Source organism: Paenibacillus sacheonensis (assembly GCF_009909195.1).
Lineage (GTDB): Bacteria > Bacillota > Bacilli > Paenibacillales > Paenibacillaceae > Paenibacillus_Z > Paenibacillus_Z sacheonensis.
The window spans coordinates 103208-121670 of the sequence record NZ_JAAAMU010000002.1; the positions used below are offsets into that span (position 1 = coordinate 103208).

Genomic DNA, 18463 nt, shown 5'->3' on the forward strand with positions numbered 1-18463 from the left:
TCCATGAGGGGGCGCTTTTCTGCTATAATGGAGCTCTGGTGTTTAACGCACGATCATTAACCATAGGAGGGGCCGCATGTCTGCTTATACCCCGATGATTCAACAATATTTGGCGATCAAGGAGGGCGCGCGTGACGCGATCCTCTTCTTCCGCCTGGGCGACTTTTATGAAATGTTTTTCGATGACGCGATCCATGCGTCGCGCGAGCTGGAGATTACGCTGACCGGACGCGAGGGCGGCGGAGAGAAGAAGATTCCGATGTGCGGCGTGCCCTATCATGCGGCAGAAGGCTACGTCGCAAGGCTGATCGAGAAAGGCTTCAAGGTTGCGATCTGCGAGCAGGTAGAGGATCCTTCGGCGGCCAAAGGCGTCGTCCGGCGCGAAATCATACGCGTCGTGACGCCGGGCACCGTCATGGAGTCGAAGTCGCTAGCCGAGAAGGCGAACAATTTCATCGTGTCTGTATCGGAGCTCGAAGGCGTCTACGGCGTGGCTGCCTGCGATCTGACGACGGGCGAGCTGTACGTCACTTCCTTCGCGGCGGCTGCCGAGTCGCTGGCCGATGAGATCAACGTCTATCATCCGGCGGAAATCGTCGGCGACGCTTCCGTTCTTGGGCTGCTGCGCGAAACTTCGGCGGGCTGGAATCGTCCCGTTCTGTTCACGGACCGCGTACCGATGGCGGAGGAGATGCTCCGGCAGCAGTTCGGCCAATTGGAGCTGGCCGCGCTGGCGCCGGCGCGGCATCGGGCGGTCAGCCTGCTTACGGGCTATCTGGACGAGACGCAGAAGCGTTCGCTCGGCCATGTGCGCCGAATTTCGGTCTACGAGCCGAATCAATTCATGGTGCTGGATCCGTTCACGCGCCGCAACCTGGAATTGACGGAAACGGTGCGGGACCGCAGCAAGAAGGGCACGCTGCTCTGGCTGCTCGACCGGACGCGGACATCGATGGGCGCGCGACTGCTGCGCAGATGGATCGACAAGCCGCTGCTGTCGAAGACGATGATCGACGAACGGCTCGAGGCGGTAGAGAAGCTGTACCTCAGCTTCATTCTCAGGGACGAGCTACGGCGGGAGCTGAACGAAATCTATGACTTGGAGCGGCTTGTCGGCCGAGTCGCTTACGGAAGCGCGAACGGTCGGGATCTTAACGCGCTCAAGACGTCGCTGCAGCATGTGCCGGCGCTCACGGCGTTGTGCGCGGAATCGGATTCGTCCACGCTCCGCAAGCTGGTCGCCGGCGTGGACGGCTGCGCGGACCTGGCGGCGATGATCGAGACGGTCATCGTGGACGAGCCGCCGGTATCCGTTCGCGACGGCGGACTCATCCGCACGGGCTACGATGGTCACCTGGACGAGCTGCGCGAAGCCAGCGTGAACGGGAAGAAATGGCTCGCGGAGCTGGAGCGCAGGGAAAGGGAAGCGACCGGCATCAAGTCGCTCAAGATCGGCTACAACAAAGTGTTCGGTTACTACTTGGAAGTGTCCAAGGCGAACATCGGCAGCCTGCCGGAAGGACGGTACGAACGGAAGCAGACGCTGACGAACGCGGAACGCTACGTCACGCCGGAGCTGAAGGAGAAAGAGGCGCTTATTCTCGAGGCCGAGGAGAAGATGGTCGACCTGGAGTACGGCATTTTCATCGAGCTCCGCGACCATCTGACCGCGCATCTGCATCGCCTGCAGAAGCTGGCCGAAGTCATCGCCGCGCTGGACGTCTATCAATCTCTCGCGACGGTCAGCGGCGAGCAGCGCTACGTGAAGCCGAACGTGACGGAGAGCTATGACTTCGTCGTCGCGGAAGGCCGTCATCCCGTCGTGGAGGCGGTCATGGAGGGGTCGGCGTTCATCGCGAACGAGACGAAGCTCGAGAAGGCCGATTCGTCGATGCTGCTCATCACCGGACCGAACATGGCGGGTAAGAGTACCTATATGCGCCAGGTGGCCCTCATCAGCATCATGGCGCAGATCGGCTGCTTCGTGCCGGCCAAGCAGGCGGAGGTGCCGCTCATCGACCGCATCTTTACGCGCATCGGCGCCGCGGACGATCTCATCGGCGGCCAAAGCACGTTCATGGTGGAGATGAAAGACATTCAGATCATGACGGAGAAGGCGACCGCGCAGAGCCTCGTCATCATTGACGAACTTGGCCGTGGCACGTCGACGGGCGAAGGCATGGCAATCGCGCAGGCGGTCATCGAGTTCGTCCATCACGAGGTGGGCTGCAAGGCGCTCGTATCGACGCATTTCCATGAGCTGGCCCATCTGGGCGATTCGCTCCCGCATCTGGCGAACGCCTGCATGGCCGTTCAAGAGACCGGAGATAACGTCACGTTCCTCCGCAAGCTCGTGCCGGGAGCTGCCGGCAGCAGCTACGGCATCTATTGCGCGCAGCTGGCCGGACTTCCGAGCAGCATCATCGGCCGCGCGTACTCGCTATTGGAAGTGCACGCCCGTCATGAAGCGGCTGCCGCTGCCTCGGAGCTTCCTTTTGCCCCGAGTTCGGCAGGGAAAGATGCGCAGGGAGCGGCATCCGCGTCCGCGGCGAAGCATGCAAGCGAGGGTATCCGATTTGGAACAGCTTATGCCGCCGCCGAGAAGTCGGCTGTCTATGCCGCTCCAGCCGCGGAAGCGCCTGCAGCCGGTTCACCTGCGACGGGTGCCGGACTTACAGGGGAACCTGCCTCGCCTTCAGCTGCTGCAGCGACTGCATCCGAATTCGTGCAGCTGTCGATATTCGAGGAGCCTGCACCCGTCGCCGCGGCTTCGGAATCGGGCAAATTGCGCAAAGCTTCTCCGCGCGCCGAACAACTGGCCGAGCAGCTTCGCAAGCTTGATCTGTTCAACTTGACTCCGATGCAGGCCATGCAATGGATCAATGACATGAAGCTGAAGCTGAGCGAAGAGAAATAAGCACGCTGCTACCCGCGCAGGTGTTCACATAATCCATGGATTGTAAAAAAAGGAGGTTCGGCAACATGAGCAAAATCCGCATATTGGACGAGCAGCTGGCCAACCAAATCGCTGCGGGCGAGGTCGTGGAACGGCCATCCTCCGTCGTGAAGGAGCTGGTCGAGAATGCCGTCGACGCCGGCAGCTCCGCGATCGACATCGTCATCGAGGAAGGCGGTCTGACGCTGATCCGCGTGACGGATAACGGCTCCGGCATCGAAGGCGACGACATCCATACGGCGTTTTACCGCCATGCAACGAGCAAAATCTCGTCCAGCAAAGATTTGTTCCGCATCGCCAGCCTCGGATTCCGCGGCGAAGCGCTGCCGAGTATCGCGGCGGTTGCCAAGGTGGAATGCCTGTCCGCCCCGGACGGCAGCGGACTCGGCCGCAAGCTCGTGATTGAAGGCGGCACGATCATCGCCAACGAAGAGACGAACGCGCCGCAGGGAACGGACATCAGCGTTCGGGAGTTGTTTTACAATACGCCCGCGCGACTGAAATACATGAAGACGATCCAGACGGAACTGGGCCATATCGCCGATTACGTGAACCGGCTTGCCTTGGCGCATCCCGGCATCGCCTTTACGCTCAAGCACAACGGCAGCACGCTGCTGCGCACGCTCGGCAGCGGCGACAGGCTGCAGACGTTCGCCGCCATCTACGGAACCGCTACGGCGAAAGCGATGCTGCCCGTAGAAGGGGAACATCCCGATTACGAGCTGCGCGGCATTATATCGAAGCCGGAGCAGACGCGTTCCAATCGCAACGGCATCACGATTGTCGTGAACGGCCGTTATATCAGGAGCTTCGTCCTGAATCAGGCGATGATGCAGGCGTATCACACGCTGCTGCCGATCAACCGGTTTCCGCTAGCGGTGCTGGAGCTCGGCATGCATCCGTCCCTGCTGGACGTGAACGTGCATCCTTCCAAAATGGAAGTCCGTTTCAGCAAGGAAGCGGAGCTGCGGGAATTCATCGAGGATGCGATCAGGCGCGCGCTCGGCAAGCAGCGGCATATTCCGGGGCCGGCGGCGCCTGCCGAACGCTCGAAGCCGGCTTTTATTCAGGATCGCATCTCGTTCCATCAGCCGGAACCGGAAGCTTCCGCCTACGGTGCTTCAATGACGCCGCCGGTGCCGCCGAGAGACGATCAAACCGTTCTAGGATCATCGGATCCGAGCCGCCCGGCAACCGGGCCGTCCAGTGCCGGGCAATCCATGACGGGCAGCCCAGCAGCGGGTAAAGCTCCTTCAGCTGCACGTCCGGCTTCCGCCCAGGCTATATCGCCCCTCGAAGTTGCAGCCGCGCTGGAGAAGGCGGAGCAGTCGTTCGGCATCCGGGCCGCCGACAAGCCGTGGGCGCCTGCACCGGCGCGAGGGTCATCGCAAGCGCCTTGGGCAGGCAGCGAGAAGACGAAGCCGTCGATTCCCCGCGATGCGACGGAACGGTTATATTCGCCGCCGGCCGCGCAGCGCGATCCATGGCGCGCGCAGGAATCGCCGGCAGCGGGAAGCGGCTACGCTGCTTCCGATGCGGCGTTCGATGCGGCATCTGATGCGGCAACCGCTACTGGCCATTCCGCCGAAATCGCGCGACCGTCAAGTTCTGCTGAACGGAGGGATGCGACCGACATGGATGACCCGGCGCGTAGTATAGACCGCACGCGATTCAATGATCAGGGGGCGGCCGTTGCTTCGCCTGCTGCTTCATACGAGTCCGTATCCGAAGCCGAGCCATCCGCAGCTGCGCACCCCGCATTCCCCGAGCTGTACTGGATCGGACAGCTTCACGGTACCTATATCGTGGCGCAGAACGAAGAAGGTCTCTTCCTTATCGATCAGCATGCCGCGCATGAACGGATCCATTACGAGTATTTCCTGGCCAAATTCGGCCGGCCTGAGCAGGCGAGCCAGCAGCTGCTCGTGCCGCTCACGCTTGAATTTACGGCAGCCGAGGCGGGGGCCCTGCGCGGAAAGCTGCATTTGCTGCAGGAAGCGGGCGTAGAGCTGGAGCCGTTCGGCGCCAACACGTTCCTTGTGCGTTCCTATCCCGAATGGCTTCCGGCGGGTCAAGAAGGCGATGTCATCGGCGAGATGACGGATTGGCTGCTGCAAGAGCGGGGCGCCGTCGATGTCGGCAAGCTGCGGGAGAAGTCGGCGATCATGTGCGCGTGCAAAGCGTCGATCAAAGCGAATGACCGCCTGACGCGCGAAGAAGGGGAAGGGCTGCTCCGGCGGCTGGCCGCGTGCGCGATGCCGTATACATGCCCGCACGGACGGCCGATCGTCGTGCACATGACCACTTACCAGCTGGAGAAAATGTTCAAGCGGGTGATGTCATGATCGTGACGACGGCTCAGAAGCCGACGCCGGAGCAAACTGCCTACGCGCAAGCGATCGCAGCCGAGCTGGAAGGACGCTTCGTGCCTCGCAAGCAGGATTCGCTGCAGCTGCTGGGACGCAAATACGAAGACCCGGTCCTCCTTGTTGCAGACGACCGCGGACTGCGCTATTATGAGGATTCGAAGGAACCGTTGTATTTTCATCCCAGCATGGCGTACGTCCGCGTCAAGCGGATGCGCAAGGGTGAACGGGACCCGTTGATCGCGCTGACCGGCTGCCTCCCGGGCGATTCCGTTATCGACTGTACGGCCGGCCTGGGATCGGATTCGATCGTGTTCTCTTACGGAGTAGGAGCGTCTGGCAAAGTGACGGCGCTCGAGAGCGAGCGCGTATTGTACACGGTCGTGCGAGAAGGACTCCGGTCGTATCGGACGGGGCACGAGGACGTCAACGACGCGCTTCGCCGCATCGGGATGCGCTGCATCGACCATCTGTCGTACTTGAAGCAGCAGGCGGACAAGAGCGCGGACATCGTCTATTTCGACCCGATGTTCCGCCATCCGCTGCACGATTCTTCCGCCCTGGCGCCTCTCAGGGGACTGGCCAACGGCGCGGCGCTCAGCGAAGAATCCGTCAAGCAGGCACTGCGCGTCGCGCGCAAATGCGTCGTATTGAAGGAGCACGGAGACAGCGGGGAATTCGAGCGTCTCGGCTTCGAGAAGCGCCATCGCAACAAAATCGCATACGGAGTGATTATTCCATCATGAGCCCAGCCTCCCAAGAGCAAGCGAATGCGAGACCGAAGCTGCTCGTGCTGATCGGGCCGACGGCAGTCGGCAAGACGCGCATGAGTCTGGACATCGCCAAGGCGTGGAACGCCGAAATTATTTCCGGTGACTCCATCCAGGTTTACGCCGGCATGGACATCGGCACAGCCAAGATCAAGCCGGAAGAACGGGAGGGCATTCCCCACCACTTGATCGACATATGCGATCCTACGCATCCGTTCTCGGTCGCGGAATTCCAGGAGCGCTGCGCCGCGCTTATCCCGGACATTCTTAGCCGCGGCAAGCTGCCGTTCATCGTAGGCGGCACGGGCCTCTACGTAGAATCCGTCGCTTACGGCTATGATTTCGCCGAGGTGGGTTCCGACGATGCCTTTCGCGAGGAGATGAGCCGCTTTGCGCTCGATAACGGCGCCGATGCGCTCCACGACAAGCTGAGGGCCGTCGATCCGGAAGCCGCGGAACGACTGCATCCCAACGACCAGCGCCGGGTGATCCGGGCAATGGAAGTGTTTCATTTAACGGGCACGACATTTACGGAGCAGCAGCAAGGACAGAAAAAGACATCGCCTTACGAACTGTGTATGGTCGGGCTGACGATGGACCGCGCTGTTCTGTATGCCCGCATCAACGAGCGTGTCGAGGCCATGATTGCGGAAGGCTTGATCGAGGAAGTTCAGGGCTTGCTGGACCGAGGCGTACCCGCTGACGCCGTCTCCATGCATGGTTTGGGCTATAAGGAGATCGTGCTTTATTTGCAGGGACATCTTACGCTTGAAGAAGCGGTCGAGCTGCTGAAGCGCGATACGAGGCGGTTTGCCAAGCGGCAGCTGTCCTGGTTTCGGCATATGCCGGATATCCATTGGATCGACGCCTGTGAAAATTTTAACGAGAATTTGCAAGCGATTCATGCTATAATAGCAGGAAAGTTTAGGCTGGAACTCGAATATACTTTTAACCAACCTTTTGACGATGGGGGTAACGCGCAATGAACAAATCTATCAACATTCAGGATACGTTTCTGAACCAACTTCGCAAAGACAGCGTGCCGGTAACCGTGTATCTGACGAACGGTTTCCAAATCCGCGGTGTCATCAAAGCATTCGACAACTTTACGATCGTTATCGACAGCGAAGGCCGCCAGCAAATGGTGTACAAGCATGCCATCTCGACGTTTACCCCGCAGCGCAACGTATCGCTCATGCAGGTTCAAGACAACGAAGCGTAACCAACCGACAAGCATGTTTTGAAACCTTTTTGAAGCATGTTTCGTTTAATTGGATATCGGCACGAAAAAGCAGCCTTGCGACGTGCGGGGCTGCTTTTCTATTGACGGGCGGTTTGGTGCGCCGCGCACGCGCTCGCCGATTGGCAGGAGGGGTGCTTGCACAACCCCGGGGAAGCGCGGCCGCAGCCGCTTTTTTGGGCGGGGACGACCTGTTTCATTCCATCCGTTGCCGTTTACACATATAGGGTATAAATAGAGAGAAGAGGCTGACTCGCGATTCGAATTGGAGGGGACCCTGGCTCATGGCAGAAGGACCACGCAGCATGAAGAACGGCAAGAACGAGAAGAAAGGCAAGACGAAGAAGAAACGCAATAAACGCAAGCTCACCGTATGGCTGTTTTTCGGTGCGGCTATCGCGATCGTATGCGGCATCATCGGATATATGCTCATCATTTTGAACGGCGAACGGATTCTCGCCGACAATCAGGATAAATTGATTCTGCCGGAAGCGTCCACGATTTACGACGGTTCGGGCAAGGAAGTAACGAAGCTGGGCGCGAACCGCGAGAACGTGGAATACGCCGACATGCCCCAACTGATGCGGGATGCCGTCATCGCGACGGAGGATCAACGCTTCGAGAAGCATTTCGGCATCGATCTCTATTCCATCGGGCGCGCGGTCGTGAAGGACGTCGTGGCGCGCAGCGCCGTTGAAGGCGGCAGTACGATCACGCAGCAGCTCGCGAAGAACTTGTTCCTGACGCAGGACAAAACGTTCTTCCGCAAAGCGACGGAAGCCTCCATCGCCGTAGCGATCGAGCACAAGATGACCAAGGACGAGATCATCACGATGTACCTGAACCGGATTTACTTCGGCAAAGGCGCATGGGGCGTGAAAGCGGCGGCGGATTATTACTTTAATACCGATCTGAAAGATTTGAAGCTATGGCAGATCGCGACGCTGGCGGCCATCCCGAAAGCGCCCGCGACGTACAATCCGATCAATCATGCGGATAAATCGAAGGAGCGCCGGGCCGTCGTCCTGCAGCTGATGTACGATCAGAAGTACATCACGAAGGAAGAGATGGATCAAGCCAAAGCCGTCGATTACAAGCCCGTCCAGCATTCGAAAGACACGGAGACGTATCAAGCGTTCGTCGATTATGCCATCGACGAGGCGGAGAAGGTCAGCGGGTTGACCGAGGAAGAGCTTCGAAGCTCCGGCTATAATATCTACACCACGTTGAACACGAAGGCGCAGCTCGCGATGGAGAAAGAGTTCGAGGACGACAGCAACTTCGAGAAGAGCGTCGACGAGCAGCAGGAACAGGCCGCGATGATTATCGTGGATCACCGCACCGGCGAGATCCAAGGAATGGTCGGCGGGCGCGATTACGTCAATAAAGGGCTGAACCGCGTGAACGTTCCTCGGCAGCCGGGCTCGTCGTTCAAGCCGATTACGGTTTACGGGCCCGCGCTCGAGTCGGGAGATTGGTTCCCGTGGTCGACGCTTCAGGACGTGAAGAAATGTTACGGATCGTATTGTCCGTCCGACTCCAACAAAGTGAAGTACGTCGGTAACATCAGCATGCAGCAATCGATCAAAGAATCGCGGAATGCGTCGGCGGTTTGGCTGCTGAACGAAATCGGCGTCAAGGCGGGCTTGAATTTTGCCAAGGACCTCGGCTTTAAGCTGGACAGCTCGAAGGACCGCAACTTGGCGATCGGCCTGGGCGGTTTGACGTACGGGGTGACGCCTTACCAGATGTCGGCCGCATACAGCGCATTCGCCAACGACGGCAAGACCGTCGATCAGCATGCGCTGATCAAGATCACGGACAGCGAAGACGAACCGGTCTATACGTATCGGGCGCCGGACTCCAAGCAAGTCATGAAATCGTCCACGGCCCGCTACATGACCGATATTTTGCAAGGCGTATTAGAGCGGGGCGGTACCGGCGTCAATGCGCGCATCGACCGTCCGGTTGCCGGCAAAACGGGCACGACTCAAAACGGGATTCCGGGTCTTAGCAACGGATATAACCGGGATGCCTGGTTTGCGGGCTATACGCCTGAATGGACAGCGGTCGTCTGGATGGGCTATGATCGTACCGATAAGAATCATATGATCAAGAAGAGCAGCGAGCAGTCGGCTGCCATGTTCGGGAAAGTCATGAAGGAAGCGATGGAAGGCGTTCCGAAAGGCAGCTTCACGAAACCGGCCGACGAAGAACATGAAGAGAAGCCTCCAGTCGGCATCGCGAACTTCAGCGCCGTCTATAACGATCAGAAAGCGGCCGTACAGCTCGCCTGGTCGCCGGTTGATGGCGAAGGGATTCAATATCGCATATTCCGCAAAGCCATCGGCGAGACAGAGTTCTCTAAGAACATGGATTCGCTGACGGCGACTGGAGTTGATGATCTGAACGTTGCGCCAGGCATGAGCTACGAGTATTATGTAGTAGCCTATGATCCGGCGAAAGACATGGAAGGTACGCCGTCGGCAACCGTGAAAGTGGATATTCCGGAAGCCGAGATCACGCCGCCTCCGACGGATCCGGGCAATAATCAGCCGGGCAACGGCAATGACGGCGAAGACGGGAACGGCGGCAATAACGGTGGAGGCAATAACGCCGGAGGCGACAACGGCGGCGATGGGAATACGCCGGGCAACGGCACCGAAGGCCCCGGGAATGGGAATACGCCTCCGGATCAAGGCGGCAATAACGGCGGTCAGACGCCGGGCGATGGCGGTCAAACGCCGGGTAACGGCGGCGGGAATACGGGACAGCCGGGAGGTAATGGCGGCACCGGGAACGATAGCACCGGCGCCGGCGCCGGAACGGATCCAGGAACAGGCAGCGGCGACGGGACGAATACCGGAACCGGCACAGGTACCGGAACCGGTACAGGCACCGGAACCGGAACAGACGGCGGCAGTAATAACGCCGCCGGGGACGGCGCGAATCCTGCAAACGGCAAGAAACTGGCGCCTAAGGGAACCGGCATGAAAACGGACGACGGCGCGGCGAATCTAGATACGCCATAACGCCTTTCACGAATTAAACGGCTAATCAAGACTGCGGAGGTTAATCGAAGATGAATATGAAGAACCGGACGGCGCTCACCGTTGTCCTGTCCGCCATGCTGCTCGTAGCATCGGCATGCGGAACCAAACCAGAAAATGCGGCCCAGAATCAAGGCAGCACGAACACGCAGACGGAAACTTCGGCAAGCGGCGGCACGAACAGCGAGAACGACGCCGACGGCGAAGCAGGCACGTCGAAGCAATGGTCCGAGAAGCCGAAGATGGCCATCGACACGTCCAAATCGTACAGCGCGGTGTTCAAGACGAACAAAGGCGACTTTACGGTAGAGCTGTACGCGAAGGATCGCCCGGAAACGGTCAACAATTTCGTGTTTTTATCGAAGGAGAAGTTTTATGACGGCGTGAAGTTCCACCGGATCATTCAATCCTTCATGATTCAAGGCGGAGACCCGACTGGCACGGGAGGCGGCGGCCCGGGGTATACGATCCCGGACGAACTGGATTCCAAGTATAAGTACGAGGAAGGCGTCCTCGCGATGGCGAAGACGAGCGCTCCGAACTCCGGCGGCAGCCAATTCTTCATCTGCTCCGGTGCGGATGCCGCGGGTTTGAACAATACCCCCGACTATACGATCTTCGGAAAGGTAACCGCGGGCATGGACGTCGTGAAGGCGATCGCTGCAACGCCGGTCGAGATGGATGCCAGCGGGAGAGAAGCGAGCGTGCCGACGGAGGACGTTGTCATTAATACCATTGCGATCGAAGAGAAATAAGGTTGTCTTACGAGGAGAACGGCTGGATGCCGTTCTCTTTTTGTCTCTGCATGGAGCAATCAAGTTCAATACGTTGCATTCGTCCTGTGCTGCGTCGCATAACACTGGAATGGCGCTCGGTGCGCCGTTGAAGAACGAGAATGCCGTGCCGCCTTGTCCTGGGACAAAGCGGGGCTTGGTTTATTTTCGGGGGTCGCTGGAGATGGCCGCTCGATTGTGGTAATCTTTTTTTAATGAGGGAATTCTACCCTGCTGTCTGTATCCATTTCCGCGCAGCAATTGAAGCGAGATCCTAACGGAAAGGTCGTTCCGTATGAAGCGAAAATTTTCTGACCGAGCCAATTGGCGCCGCATTCTGCGTAGAAGCTATACGTGCTTGACCATGGACGGGGATGAGTTTAAAGGATTGGTGACCTTCTATCGGATTCATGAATTGCGTGAACCATTGTGGAAAGAATACAACGGGCGCAAGCTATGCCTGGCCGATCGAGGTTATTTATGGATGCAGCATTTCCCCCGGGGCGAACATTTCGTCGTAACGACGATGTTCGACGATAAGAACCGCGTCGTTCAATGGTATATCGATATTTGCAAGACGCAAGGACTGACCGACCAGCAGGTTCCGTGGTTTGACGATTTGTACCTCGACGTCGTCGTGCTGCCGAGCGGGGAGGTCTTCCTGCTTGACGAGGATGAACTTGAGGAAGCCGTCATGCAGGGAGCCGTAACGAACAAGGATGCCGCATTGGCGCGCAAGACGGCGGGGAGATTGCTCTCCACGATACGAAATGGACGGTTTCGCTACTTCACGCTCAGTTTGAAGCATCGCAAGACGCTTGCCCAGAGCGGGGAACTCAGCGAATCGTGACGCCTGCAGCTCCTCCGAAGCGCTCGCCCAAACGCCCAAAACGCAGCTCCCGCAGACGATTCCGTCCGGTCTTCCTGCTTCTGCGAATCTGCGTTTGGGCCGCTGCCTTGGGCGTGCTTTGGTGCGCATACCTATTATGGCTCATTATGGGCTACGAGCCGCCGAAGACGGTTCCGAAAGCGGATGCGGCCATCGTCTTAGGCGCGGCGTTATGGGCCGATCAGCCAAGCCCCGGCTTGCGGGAACGGCTTGACAGCGGCTTGGCTTTGTACAAGCAGGGCAAGGTGAAGCATTTGATTCTGACCGGCGGACTCGATCGCAACGGATCGAAGCTGACCGAGGCGGAGGGCATGCGCAACTATTTGGCGGCCCATGGCGTGCCGGCTTCCGACATGGTGCTCGAGAATAAGGCCAGGAGCACCTACGAGAATCTGCTCTTCAGCAAGCCGCTCGCCGCCAAACGGGGCTGGAGCAAGCTGTTGATCGTGACGCATGCCTTCCATGCGTCCCGTGCCAAGGATATCGCGGATTATTTGGATTATCCGGCGGATACGGCCGCGGTCGGATACAAATCGAAGGTTCTGCCGATGGCGTTTACTTACACGCGCGAAATACTCGCATTCACCAAATGGAAGCTGGACGAGCAGTTTATGCGGCTCGGATTGCGGCTTCCCGACCCGTTCTGAATCCCCGCGAAGCGCGACTAAAATCTGTTAATATGGCTGTCATCGATAGAATACAATGGATTATGCGCGTCTGGCAGGTGATCCATTGAAGGATAGGTGATGATGCAGATATGGACGATCGAGTCGTAAATTCGGGCGGAAGCGGCAGCGGCCGGCCGGCCCGCCAAATCAATGTAGTCCTTCGCACCAGCGAGCCTTATGCGATCGCGAGCAGTTCCCCTCCTCAGCTGGAGGCCGAGATGGTTCAGGCGGCAAGGCCGCTCACCCCGGGAGATCCGTTCCACGATATTCAGCGCGATCTGGATCCGATGGTCGGGCTCGAGAACGTGAAGCAGCTGGTCTATGAAATTTTTGCGCTGCTCCAAATCAGCCGGATGCGTTCGGATGCCGGTTTATCGGGCGGCTCGCATGTGTACCATATGATATTTACGGGCAATCCCGGTACGGGCAAGACGACGATCGCCCGCATTGTCGCGAAGCTGTTCCAGAAGATGGGCGTCTTGACCAAGGGACATATGATCGAAGTGGAACGCGCGGATCTCGTCGGGGAGTATATCGGCCATACGGCGCAGAAAACGCGCGATCTCGTACGCAAAGCGCTCGGCGGCGTGCTTTTTGTGGACGAAGCGTACAGCCTCGCGCGCGGCGGGGAGAAGGACTTCGGCAAAGAGGCGATCGACACGCTGGTCAAAGCGATGGAGGACTATCGCAATCAATTCGTGTTGATCCTGGCAGGGTATCCGCTGGAAATCGAGCATTTCTTGATGACGAATCCCGGCCTGCCGTCGCGGTTTCCGATTCAAATCGAATTCCCTGATTATTCGGTCGACCAGTTGATCCAGATCGCGGAGCTGATGGCAAAGGAACGGGACTATACGCTGATGCCGCAGTCGATATTCAAGCTTCGCCAGCATTTGATGCAGGAGAAGACGATGTCGATGTTCGCCTTCAGCAACGCGCGGTACGTGCGCAACATTATCGAGAAGGCGTTTCGCCATCAGGCGGTCCGTTTGATGAGTCAATATCCCGCCGGTTCGCCGGGGAAGCAGGAACTGATGTCCGTGCGGCCGGAGGACTTGAAGTGGGAGAAGTGATAGCAAGAAATTTGAAGCCGGGGAAGCAGTCTCGGAAGATTTGAACTGGTGACGTAATAACTGGAAGCTGAAGCGGAAGAAGTAACAGCTGTGACTTGAAGGAGCTGTAAAAGCAGAATGCGGCAAACAACTTACGATACGGAGACGGACGTGCAGGACCGGGCGATTCTCGTCAGTCTGGTTACGCCGAACATCAAACGAGGCTCGGGAGATCCGGAGCATTCGCTGCAAGAGCTCGTCAACCTTGCCGAAACCGCAGGCGTGGAAGTATTGACGTCGATGACGCAAAACAAGGAGAAGATCGATACCAAGTGGTTTATCGGCAAAGGGAAAGTCGAGGAGCTTCGGGCGGCCGCGGAAGAGCTGGGCGCAACGACGGCTATTTTCGATCAGGAGCTGTCGGGCGCGCAGGTGCGTAACCTCGAGGAAGCGCTGGATATGAAAATCATCGACCGTACCCAGCTGATTTTGGATATATTCGCGCAGCGTGCCAAAACTAGAGAGGGCATCATTCAGGTCGAGCTGGCCCAGCTCAGCTACTTGCTGCCCCGGCTGTCCGGCCACGGGAAGAACCTCTCCAGGCTTGGCGGGGGGATCGGGACGCGAGGTCCGGGCGAATCGAAGCTGGAAACCGACCGCCGCCACATCCGCGATCGAATTACGGACTTGAAGCATACGCTGGAGGAGGTCGTCCGCCATCGTACGCTTCATCGCGAGCGCAGACGGAAATCCGGCGTGCAGCAGGTCGCCTTGGTCGGTTATACGAATGCCGGGAAATCCACGCTGCTCCGCGAACTCACCCAAGCGGATGTGTACATAGAGAACCAATTGTTCGCCACGCTCGATCCCACCTCGCGCAATCTGAAGCTGCCGAGCGGCATGGAAGTGATCCTTACGGATACGGTCGGCTTCATCCAGAATCTGCCGCATGACTTGATCGCCGCCTTCAGGGCGACGCTGGAAGAGGTATGCGAGGCGGACTTGGTTCTTCACATTATTGATGGATCCTCCGTGATGCGGGAGGAGCAAATCGCCGTCGTCGAGCGGATATTAGGCGAGCTTGGCGCAGCGGACAAACCGCAGCTGATGATCTACAACAAAATCGATCTCTGCGGGCTGGATGGTCCGCAGCTCCTGCCGGCGAACGGGCCGGGCACGCTTGCGATCAGCGCGTATAACGGCAATGATCTGCAGCGCCTGCTCGAAGCCGTTCAGGAGAAACTGGTAGGCGCTACGCGGACGTTCGCGCTGCCTGCCGATCGCGGCGATCTGATCGCACTCGCCTACCGGACGGGTGAAGTGCTGGGACAAGATGTAGAAGGCGACCACTTGATCTTACGGATACGCCTGAATAAACAGGATTACGAGGTGCACGGGTATAAGCTGGAGGACTATCTCCTGAATCCCTAAGCACGCTGCGAATATGAGGAGAGACTCGGACAGTGAAACGGCAAGGAAGCAACTGGTTGGCTTTGACGAAGCGGGCGGAGGCTGCCGAAGAGCAGGCCGCCCCTGTTTTTCGTTCCATCGACGGCATCGCCGAACGCAATCAATGGAAAGTTATCGATGCGTTCCAGAAACATCGGGTAAGCGATTTTCATTTTAACGGCTCGACCGGGTACGGCTATAACGATACGGGCAGAGAAGTGCTCGATCTCGTCTATGCCGACGTCATGGGAGCGGAAGCCGCGCTCGTGCGGCCTCATTTCGTATCCGGCACCCACACGATCAGCTGCGCGTTGTTCGGGCTTCTTCGTCCCGGAGACGAGCTGTTGTACATTACGGGCCGTCCATACGACACGCTGCATAAGGTGATCGGAAAGCCGGGGGATGGGAAGGGCTCCTTGCAAGACTTCGGGATTACATACTGCGAGGTTGCGCCTCTGGCTGACGGCTCGATCGATTGGGACACGGTCTCGTCCAAAATCACGGAACGAACGCGCGTCATCGGCATTCAACGCTCGCGCGGCTATGACTGGCGCGCCTCTTACACGGTCGCGCAGATTGGCGAGATGACGGAACGGGTAAAAGCTTTGAAGCCGGACGTATACGTCTTCGTGGATAACTGCTACGGAGAGTTTACGGAAGAGCTGGAGCCGACGCAGGTCGGCGTTGATCTGATGGCCGGCTCGCTGATCAAGAACCCTGGCGGCGGAATCGCGCCGACAGGCGGTTATGTCGCCGGTACCAAGCATGCCGTGGAGTTGACGGCATACCGGCTGACGGCGCCGGGAATCGGCGGCGAAGTGGGCGCGACATTGGGAACGCTTCGCGCGATGTATCAAGGACTGTTTCTTGCGCCGCATCTCGTCGGACAAGCGCTCAAGGGCAGCGTCTTCGGCGCGGTCATGTTCGAAATGCTGGGCTTCGAGAGTAACCCGCGCTTCGACGCGCCGCGGACCGATCTGATCCAAGCGATTCGGTTCAAAGACGCCGAGCAGCTCATTGCGTTCGTGCAGGGCGTGCAGCGGGCTTCCGCGGTGGATTCCCATGTCGTGCCCGAGCCGTGGGACATGCCCGGTTACGAGCATCCCGTCATTATGGCCGCGGGCACGTTCATGCAGGGCGGCAGCCTGGAATTATCGGCAGATGCTCCGATACGCGAGCCGTATATCGCTTATATGCAAGGCGGGCTTACGTATGCCCATGTCAAATACGGTGTTCTGAATGCTTTAGCCATGCTAGCCGATCGTGAGTTGGTTGTAATTAAACCTCACACAACTTGACACGTTTTTGGCATGGCGTTACAATGAAAGCATATATCAGACACTGGAAGGTTGATGCGATATGGGTGACGAAATACGCAGAAATATGGCGCTTTTCCCGATCGGCATCGTCATGAAGCTGACCGACTTGACCGCCAGGCAGATCCGTTACTACGAGCAGCATGAATTGATCGTTCCTGCCCGTACTTCCGGCAACCAGCGGTTGTTCTCGTTCAACGACGTGGAGAGGCTGCTAGAGATCAAATCTTTGATCGAGAAGGGCGTCAACATCGCCGGTATCAAACAAGTGATGAATCCGGTTACGAAGGAATCGGAGGACGCAACCGTCGTCAGCGAGCTGTCCGAAGTGAAGCGTCGAGAATTGTCGGACGCGCAGCTCCACCGGCTGCTGAAACAGCAGCTTCTTGAGAAGAGACCGGGCAAGGCCTCGCTCATTCAAGGCCAGCTGTCCCGTTTCTATAACAAGAAATAATGACACCGCAAGTTATCTTTATCCCCATCTAACCACAATACCAGAGGAGCTGATTCCGTGAGCTACACGAAAGATGACATCAGACGCATTACGCAGGAACAAAACGTTCGGTTCATTCGTCTGCAATTTACCGATTTGCTCGGTACGATCAAGAACGTTGAAATTCCCGTCAGTCAGCTTGAGAAGGCGCTTGACAACAAAATGATGTTCGACGGTTCTTCCATCGAAGGTTATGTGCGGATCGAAGAATCCGACATGTACCTCTACCCGGATTTGGATACTTGGGTCGTATTCCCGTGGGTAGCGGAAGATCGCATCGCCCGATTGATATGCGACGTTTACATGCCGGACGGAACGCCTTTCGCCGGCGACCCGCGCGGCATTCTGAAACGCGTCCTTAAAGAAGCGGAAGAGCTGGGCTTCACGTCGATGAACGTCGGTCCGGAGCCGGAGTTCTTCTTGTTCAAGACGGACGCTAACGGCAATCCGACCACGGAGCTGAACGACCAAGGCGGATACTTCGACCTTGCGCCGATGGACCTTGGCGAGAACTGCCGCCGCGAGATCGTGCTGACGCTGGAAGAGATGGGCTTCGAAATCGAAGCTTCTCACCACGAAGTAGCCCCCGGCCAGCACGAAATCGACTTCAAATACGCGGATGCCATCAAAGCGGCCGACCAAATTCAAACGTTCAAGCTCGTCGTCAAAACGATCGCGCGCCAGCATGGCCTGCACGCTTCGTTCATGCCGAAACCGCTGTTCGGCGTAAACGGCTCCGGCATGCACTGTCACCAATCGCTGTTCCGGGGCAACGTGAATGCTTTCTACGACGAGAGCGACAAGCTTGGCCTCAGCCAAATCGCGCGTTACTACATGGCCGGCGTGCTTCGTCACGCGCGTTCATTTGCGGCGATCACGAATCCAACGGTCAATTCGTACAAGCGTCTTGTGCCCGGTTACGAGGCACCTTGCTACGTGGCTTGGTCGGCAAGCAACCGCAGCCCGATGATCCGTATTCCGGCTTCCCGCGGTCTGAGCACCCGGATCGAAGTGCGCAGCCCGGATCCGGCGGCGAACCCGTACCTGGCACTGGCCGTCATGCTGAAGGCAGGATTGGACGGCATCCACAACAAGCTGCCGCTTCCGGCTCCTACGGACCGCAATATCTACGTCATGACCGACGAAGAGCGGATCGACGAAGGCATTCCTAGCTTGCCGGACGATCTGAAGGAAGCGCTCACCGAGCTTCTTCGCAGCCAGGTCATCTGCGATGCGTTGGGCGATCACGCGCTGGCTCACTTCTATGAATTGAAGGAAATCGAGTGGGATATGTACCGCACGCAGATCCACGAGTGGGAACGCGATCAGTATTTGACGCTGTATTAGCATTCAGCAGCCCTTGGCGCCGATAGCGCCAAGGGCTTTTTTGCGTTATTGCCGTGTGTTTGCGTTCTGCTTGGTTGCTTACGTTCTGTACGGG

At 58.2% G+C, this 18463-nt stretch carries 14 protein-coding genes; all 14 read left to right on the plus strand.

The window, feature by feature from the left end:
* Positions 1–76: 76 nt before the first annotated feature.
* The 14 genes from mutS to glnA all read left to right on the plus strand — a co-directional run bounded on the left by mutS (position 77) and on the right by glnA (position 18369).
* Positions 77–2917, plus strand: coding sequence for a DNA mismatch repair protein MutS (gene mutS, locus GT003_RS03480; RefSeq protein ID WP_161694476.1), 2841 nt, complete (start codon positions 77–79; stop codon positions 2915–2917).
* Positions 2918–2982: 65 nt separating this feature from the next.
* The gene (gene mutL / locus GT003_RS03485; RefSeq protein WP_161694478.1) at positions 2983–5301 is read left to right on the plus strand and encodes a DNA mismatch repair endonuclease MutL; all 2319 of its coding nucleotides are present in this window, start codon (positions 2983–2985) and stop codon (positions 5299–5301) included.
* Positions 5298–6068 carry a class I SAM-dependent methyltransferase gene (locus GT003_RS03490; protein ID WP_161694480.1) on the plus strand — a complete coding sequence of 257 codons (771 nt, stop codon included), beginning with the start codon at positions 5298–5300 and terminating at the stop codon, positions 6066–6068. The genes mutL and GT003_RS03490 overlap by 4 nt, the downstream gene beginning before the upstream one ends.
* Positions 6065–7078, plus strand: coding sequence for a tRNA (adenosine(37)-N6)-dimethylallyltransferase MiaA (miaA, locus tag GT003_RS03495; RefSeq protein WP_161694482.1), 1014 nt, complete (start codon positions 6065–6067; stop codon positions 7076–7078). Before GT003_RS03490 ends, miaA begins: the two co-directional genes overlap by 4 nt.
* Positions 7075–7314: an RNA chaperone Hfq gene (hfq, locus tag GT003_RS03500; RefSeq protein WP_090635997.1), complete on the plus strand. Its 240-nt coding sequence runs from the start codon at positions 7075–7077 to the stop codon at positions 7312–7314. Before miaA ends, hfq begins: the two co-directional genes overlap by 4 nt.
* A 302-nt stretch (positions 7315–7616) precedes the next feature.
* Positions 7617–10364: a transglycosylase domain-containing protein gene (locus GT003_RS03505; RefSeq protein ID WP_161694484.1), complete on the plus strand. Its 2748-nt coding sequence runs from the start codon at positions 7617–7619 to the stop codon at positions 10362–10364.
* Between the two features lie 50 nt (positions 10365–10414).
* A complete protein-coding gene (locus GT003_RS03510; protein ID WP_161694486.1) occupies positions 10415–11137 on the plus strand; it encodes a peptidylprolyl isomerase in 723 nt (240 codons plus the stop codon).
* A 313-nt stretch (positions 11138–11450) separates the two neighbouring features.
* Positions 11451–12005, plus strand: coding sequence for a ribonuclease FAU-1 family protein (locus tag GT003_RS03515; protein ID WP_161694488.1), 555 nt, complete (start codon positions 11451–11453; stop codon positions 12003–12005).
* Complete coding sequence (locus tag GT003_RS03520; protein ID WP_338045842.1) at positions 12002–12691, plus strand: YdcF family protein; 690 nt, start codon at positions 12002–12004, stop codon at positions 12689–12691. The genes GT003_RS03515 and GT003_RS03520 overlap by 4 nt, the downstream gene beginning before the upstream one ends.
* Positions 12692–12801: 110 nt before the next feature.
* Entirely contained in the window at positions 12802–13785 is a 984-nt protein-coding gene (locus tag GT003_RS03525; RefSeq protein WP_161694490.1) for an AAA family ATPase, read from the plus strand.
* Between the two features lie 117 nt (positions 13786–13902).
* Complete coding sequence (hflX, locus tag GT003_RS03530; RefSeq protein WP_161694492.1) at positions 13903–15195, plus strand: GTPase HflX; 1293 nt, start codon at positions 13903–13905, stop codon at positions 15193–15195.
* A 56-nt stretch (positions 15196–15251) separates the two neighbouring features.
* Positions 15252–16511: a methionine gamma-lyase family protein gene (locus tag GT003_RS03535; RefSeq protein WP_161695278.1), complete on the plus strand. Its 1260-nt coding sequence runs from the start codon at positions 15252–15254 to the stop codon at positions 16509–16511.
* Positions 16512–16572: 61 nt separating this feature from the next.
* Positions 16573–16983 carry a MerR family transcriptional regulator gene (locus GT003_RS03540; RefSeq protein WP_161694494.1) on the plus strand — a complete coding sequence of 137 codons (411 nt, stop codon included), beginning with the start codon at positions 16573–16575 and terminating at the stop codon, positions 16981–16983.
* A gap of 57 nt (positions 16984–17040) precedes the next feature.
* Positions 17041–18369, plus strand: coding sequence for a type I glutamate--ammonia ligase (glnA, locus tag GT003_RS03545; RefSeq protein WP_161694496.1), 1329 nt, complete (start codon positions 17041–17043; stop codon positions 18367–18369).
* Positions 18370–18463: the final 94 nt, after the last annotated feature.

Coding starts and splice junctions, on each gene's coding strand:
- GT003_RS03525 (WP_161694490.1), top strand. CDS start 12,802: ATGGACGATCGAGTCGTAAATTCGGGCGGAAGCGGCAGCGGCCGGCCG.
- GT003_RS03505 (WP_161694484.1), top strand. CDS start 7,617: ATGGCAGAAGGACCACGCAGCATGAAGAACGGCAAGAACGAGAAGAAA.
- mutS (WP_161694476.1), top strand. CDS start 77: ATGTCTGCTTATACCCCGATGATTCAACAATATTTGGCGATCAAGGAG.
- hflX (WP_161694492.1), top strand. CDS start 13,903: ATGCGGCAAACAACTTACGATACGGAGACGGACGTGCAGGACCGGGCG.
- GT003_RS03490 (WP_161694480.1), top strand. CDS start 5,298: ATGATCGTGACGACGGCTCAGAAGCCGACGCCGGAGCAAACTGCCTAC.
- miaA (WP_161694482.1), top strand. CDS start 6,065: ATGAGCCCAGCCTCCCAAGAGCAAGCGAATGCGAGACCGAAGCTGCTC.
- GT003_RS03510 (WP_161694486.1), top strand. CDS start 10,415: ATGAATATGAAGAACCGGACGGCGCTCACCGTTGTCCTGTCCGCCATG.
- mutL (WP_161694478.1), top strand. CDS start 2,983: ATGAGCAAAATCCGCATATTGGACGAGCAGCTGGCCAACCAAATCGCT.
- GT003_RS03515 (WP_161694488.1), top strand. CDS start 11,451: ATGAAGCGAAAATTTTCTGACCGAGCCAATTGGCGCCGCATTCTGCGT.
- GT003_RS03540 (WP_161694494.1), top strand. CDS start 16,573: ATGGGTGACGAAATACGCAGAAATATGGCGCTTTTCCCGATCGGCATC.
- hfq (WP_090635997.1), top strand. CDS start 7,075: ATGAACAAATCTATCAACATTCAGGATACGTTTCTGAACCAACTTCGC.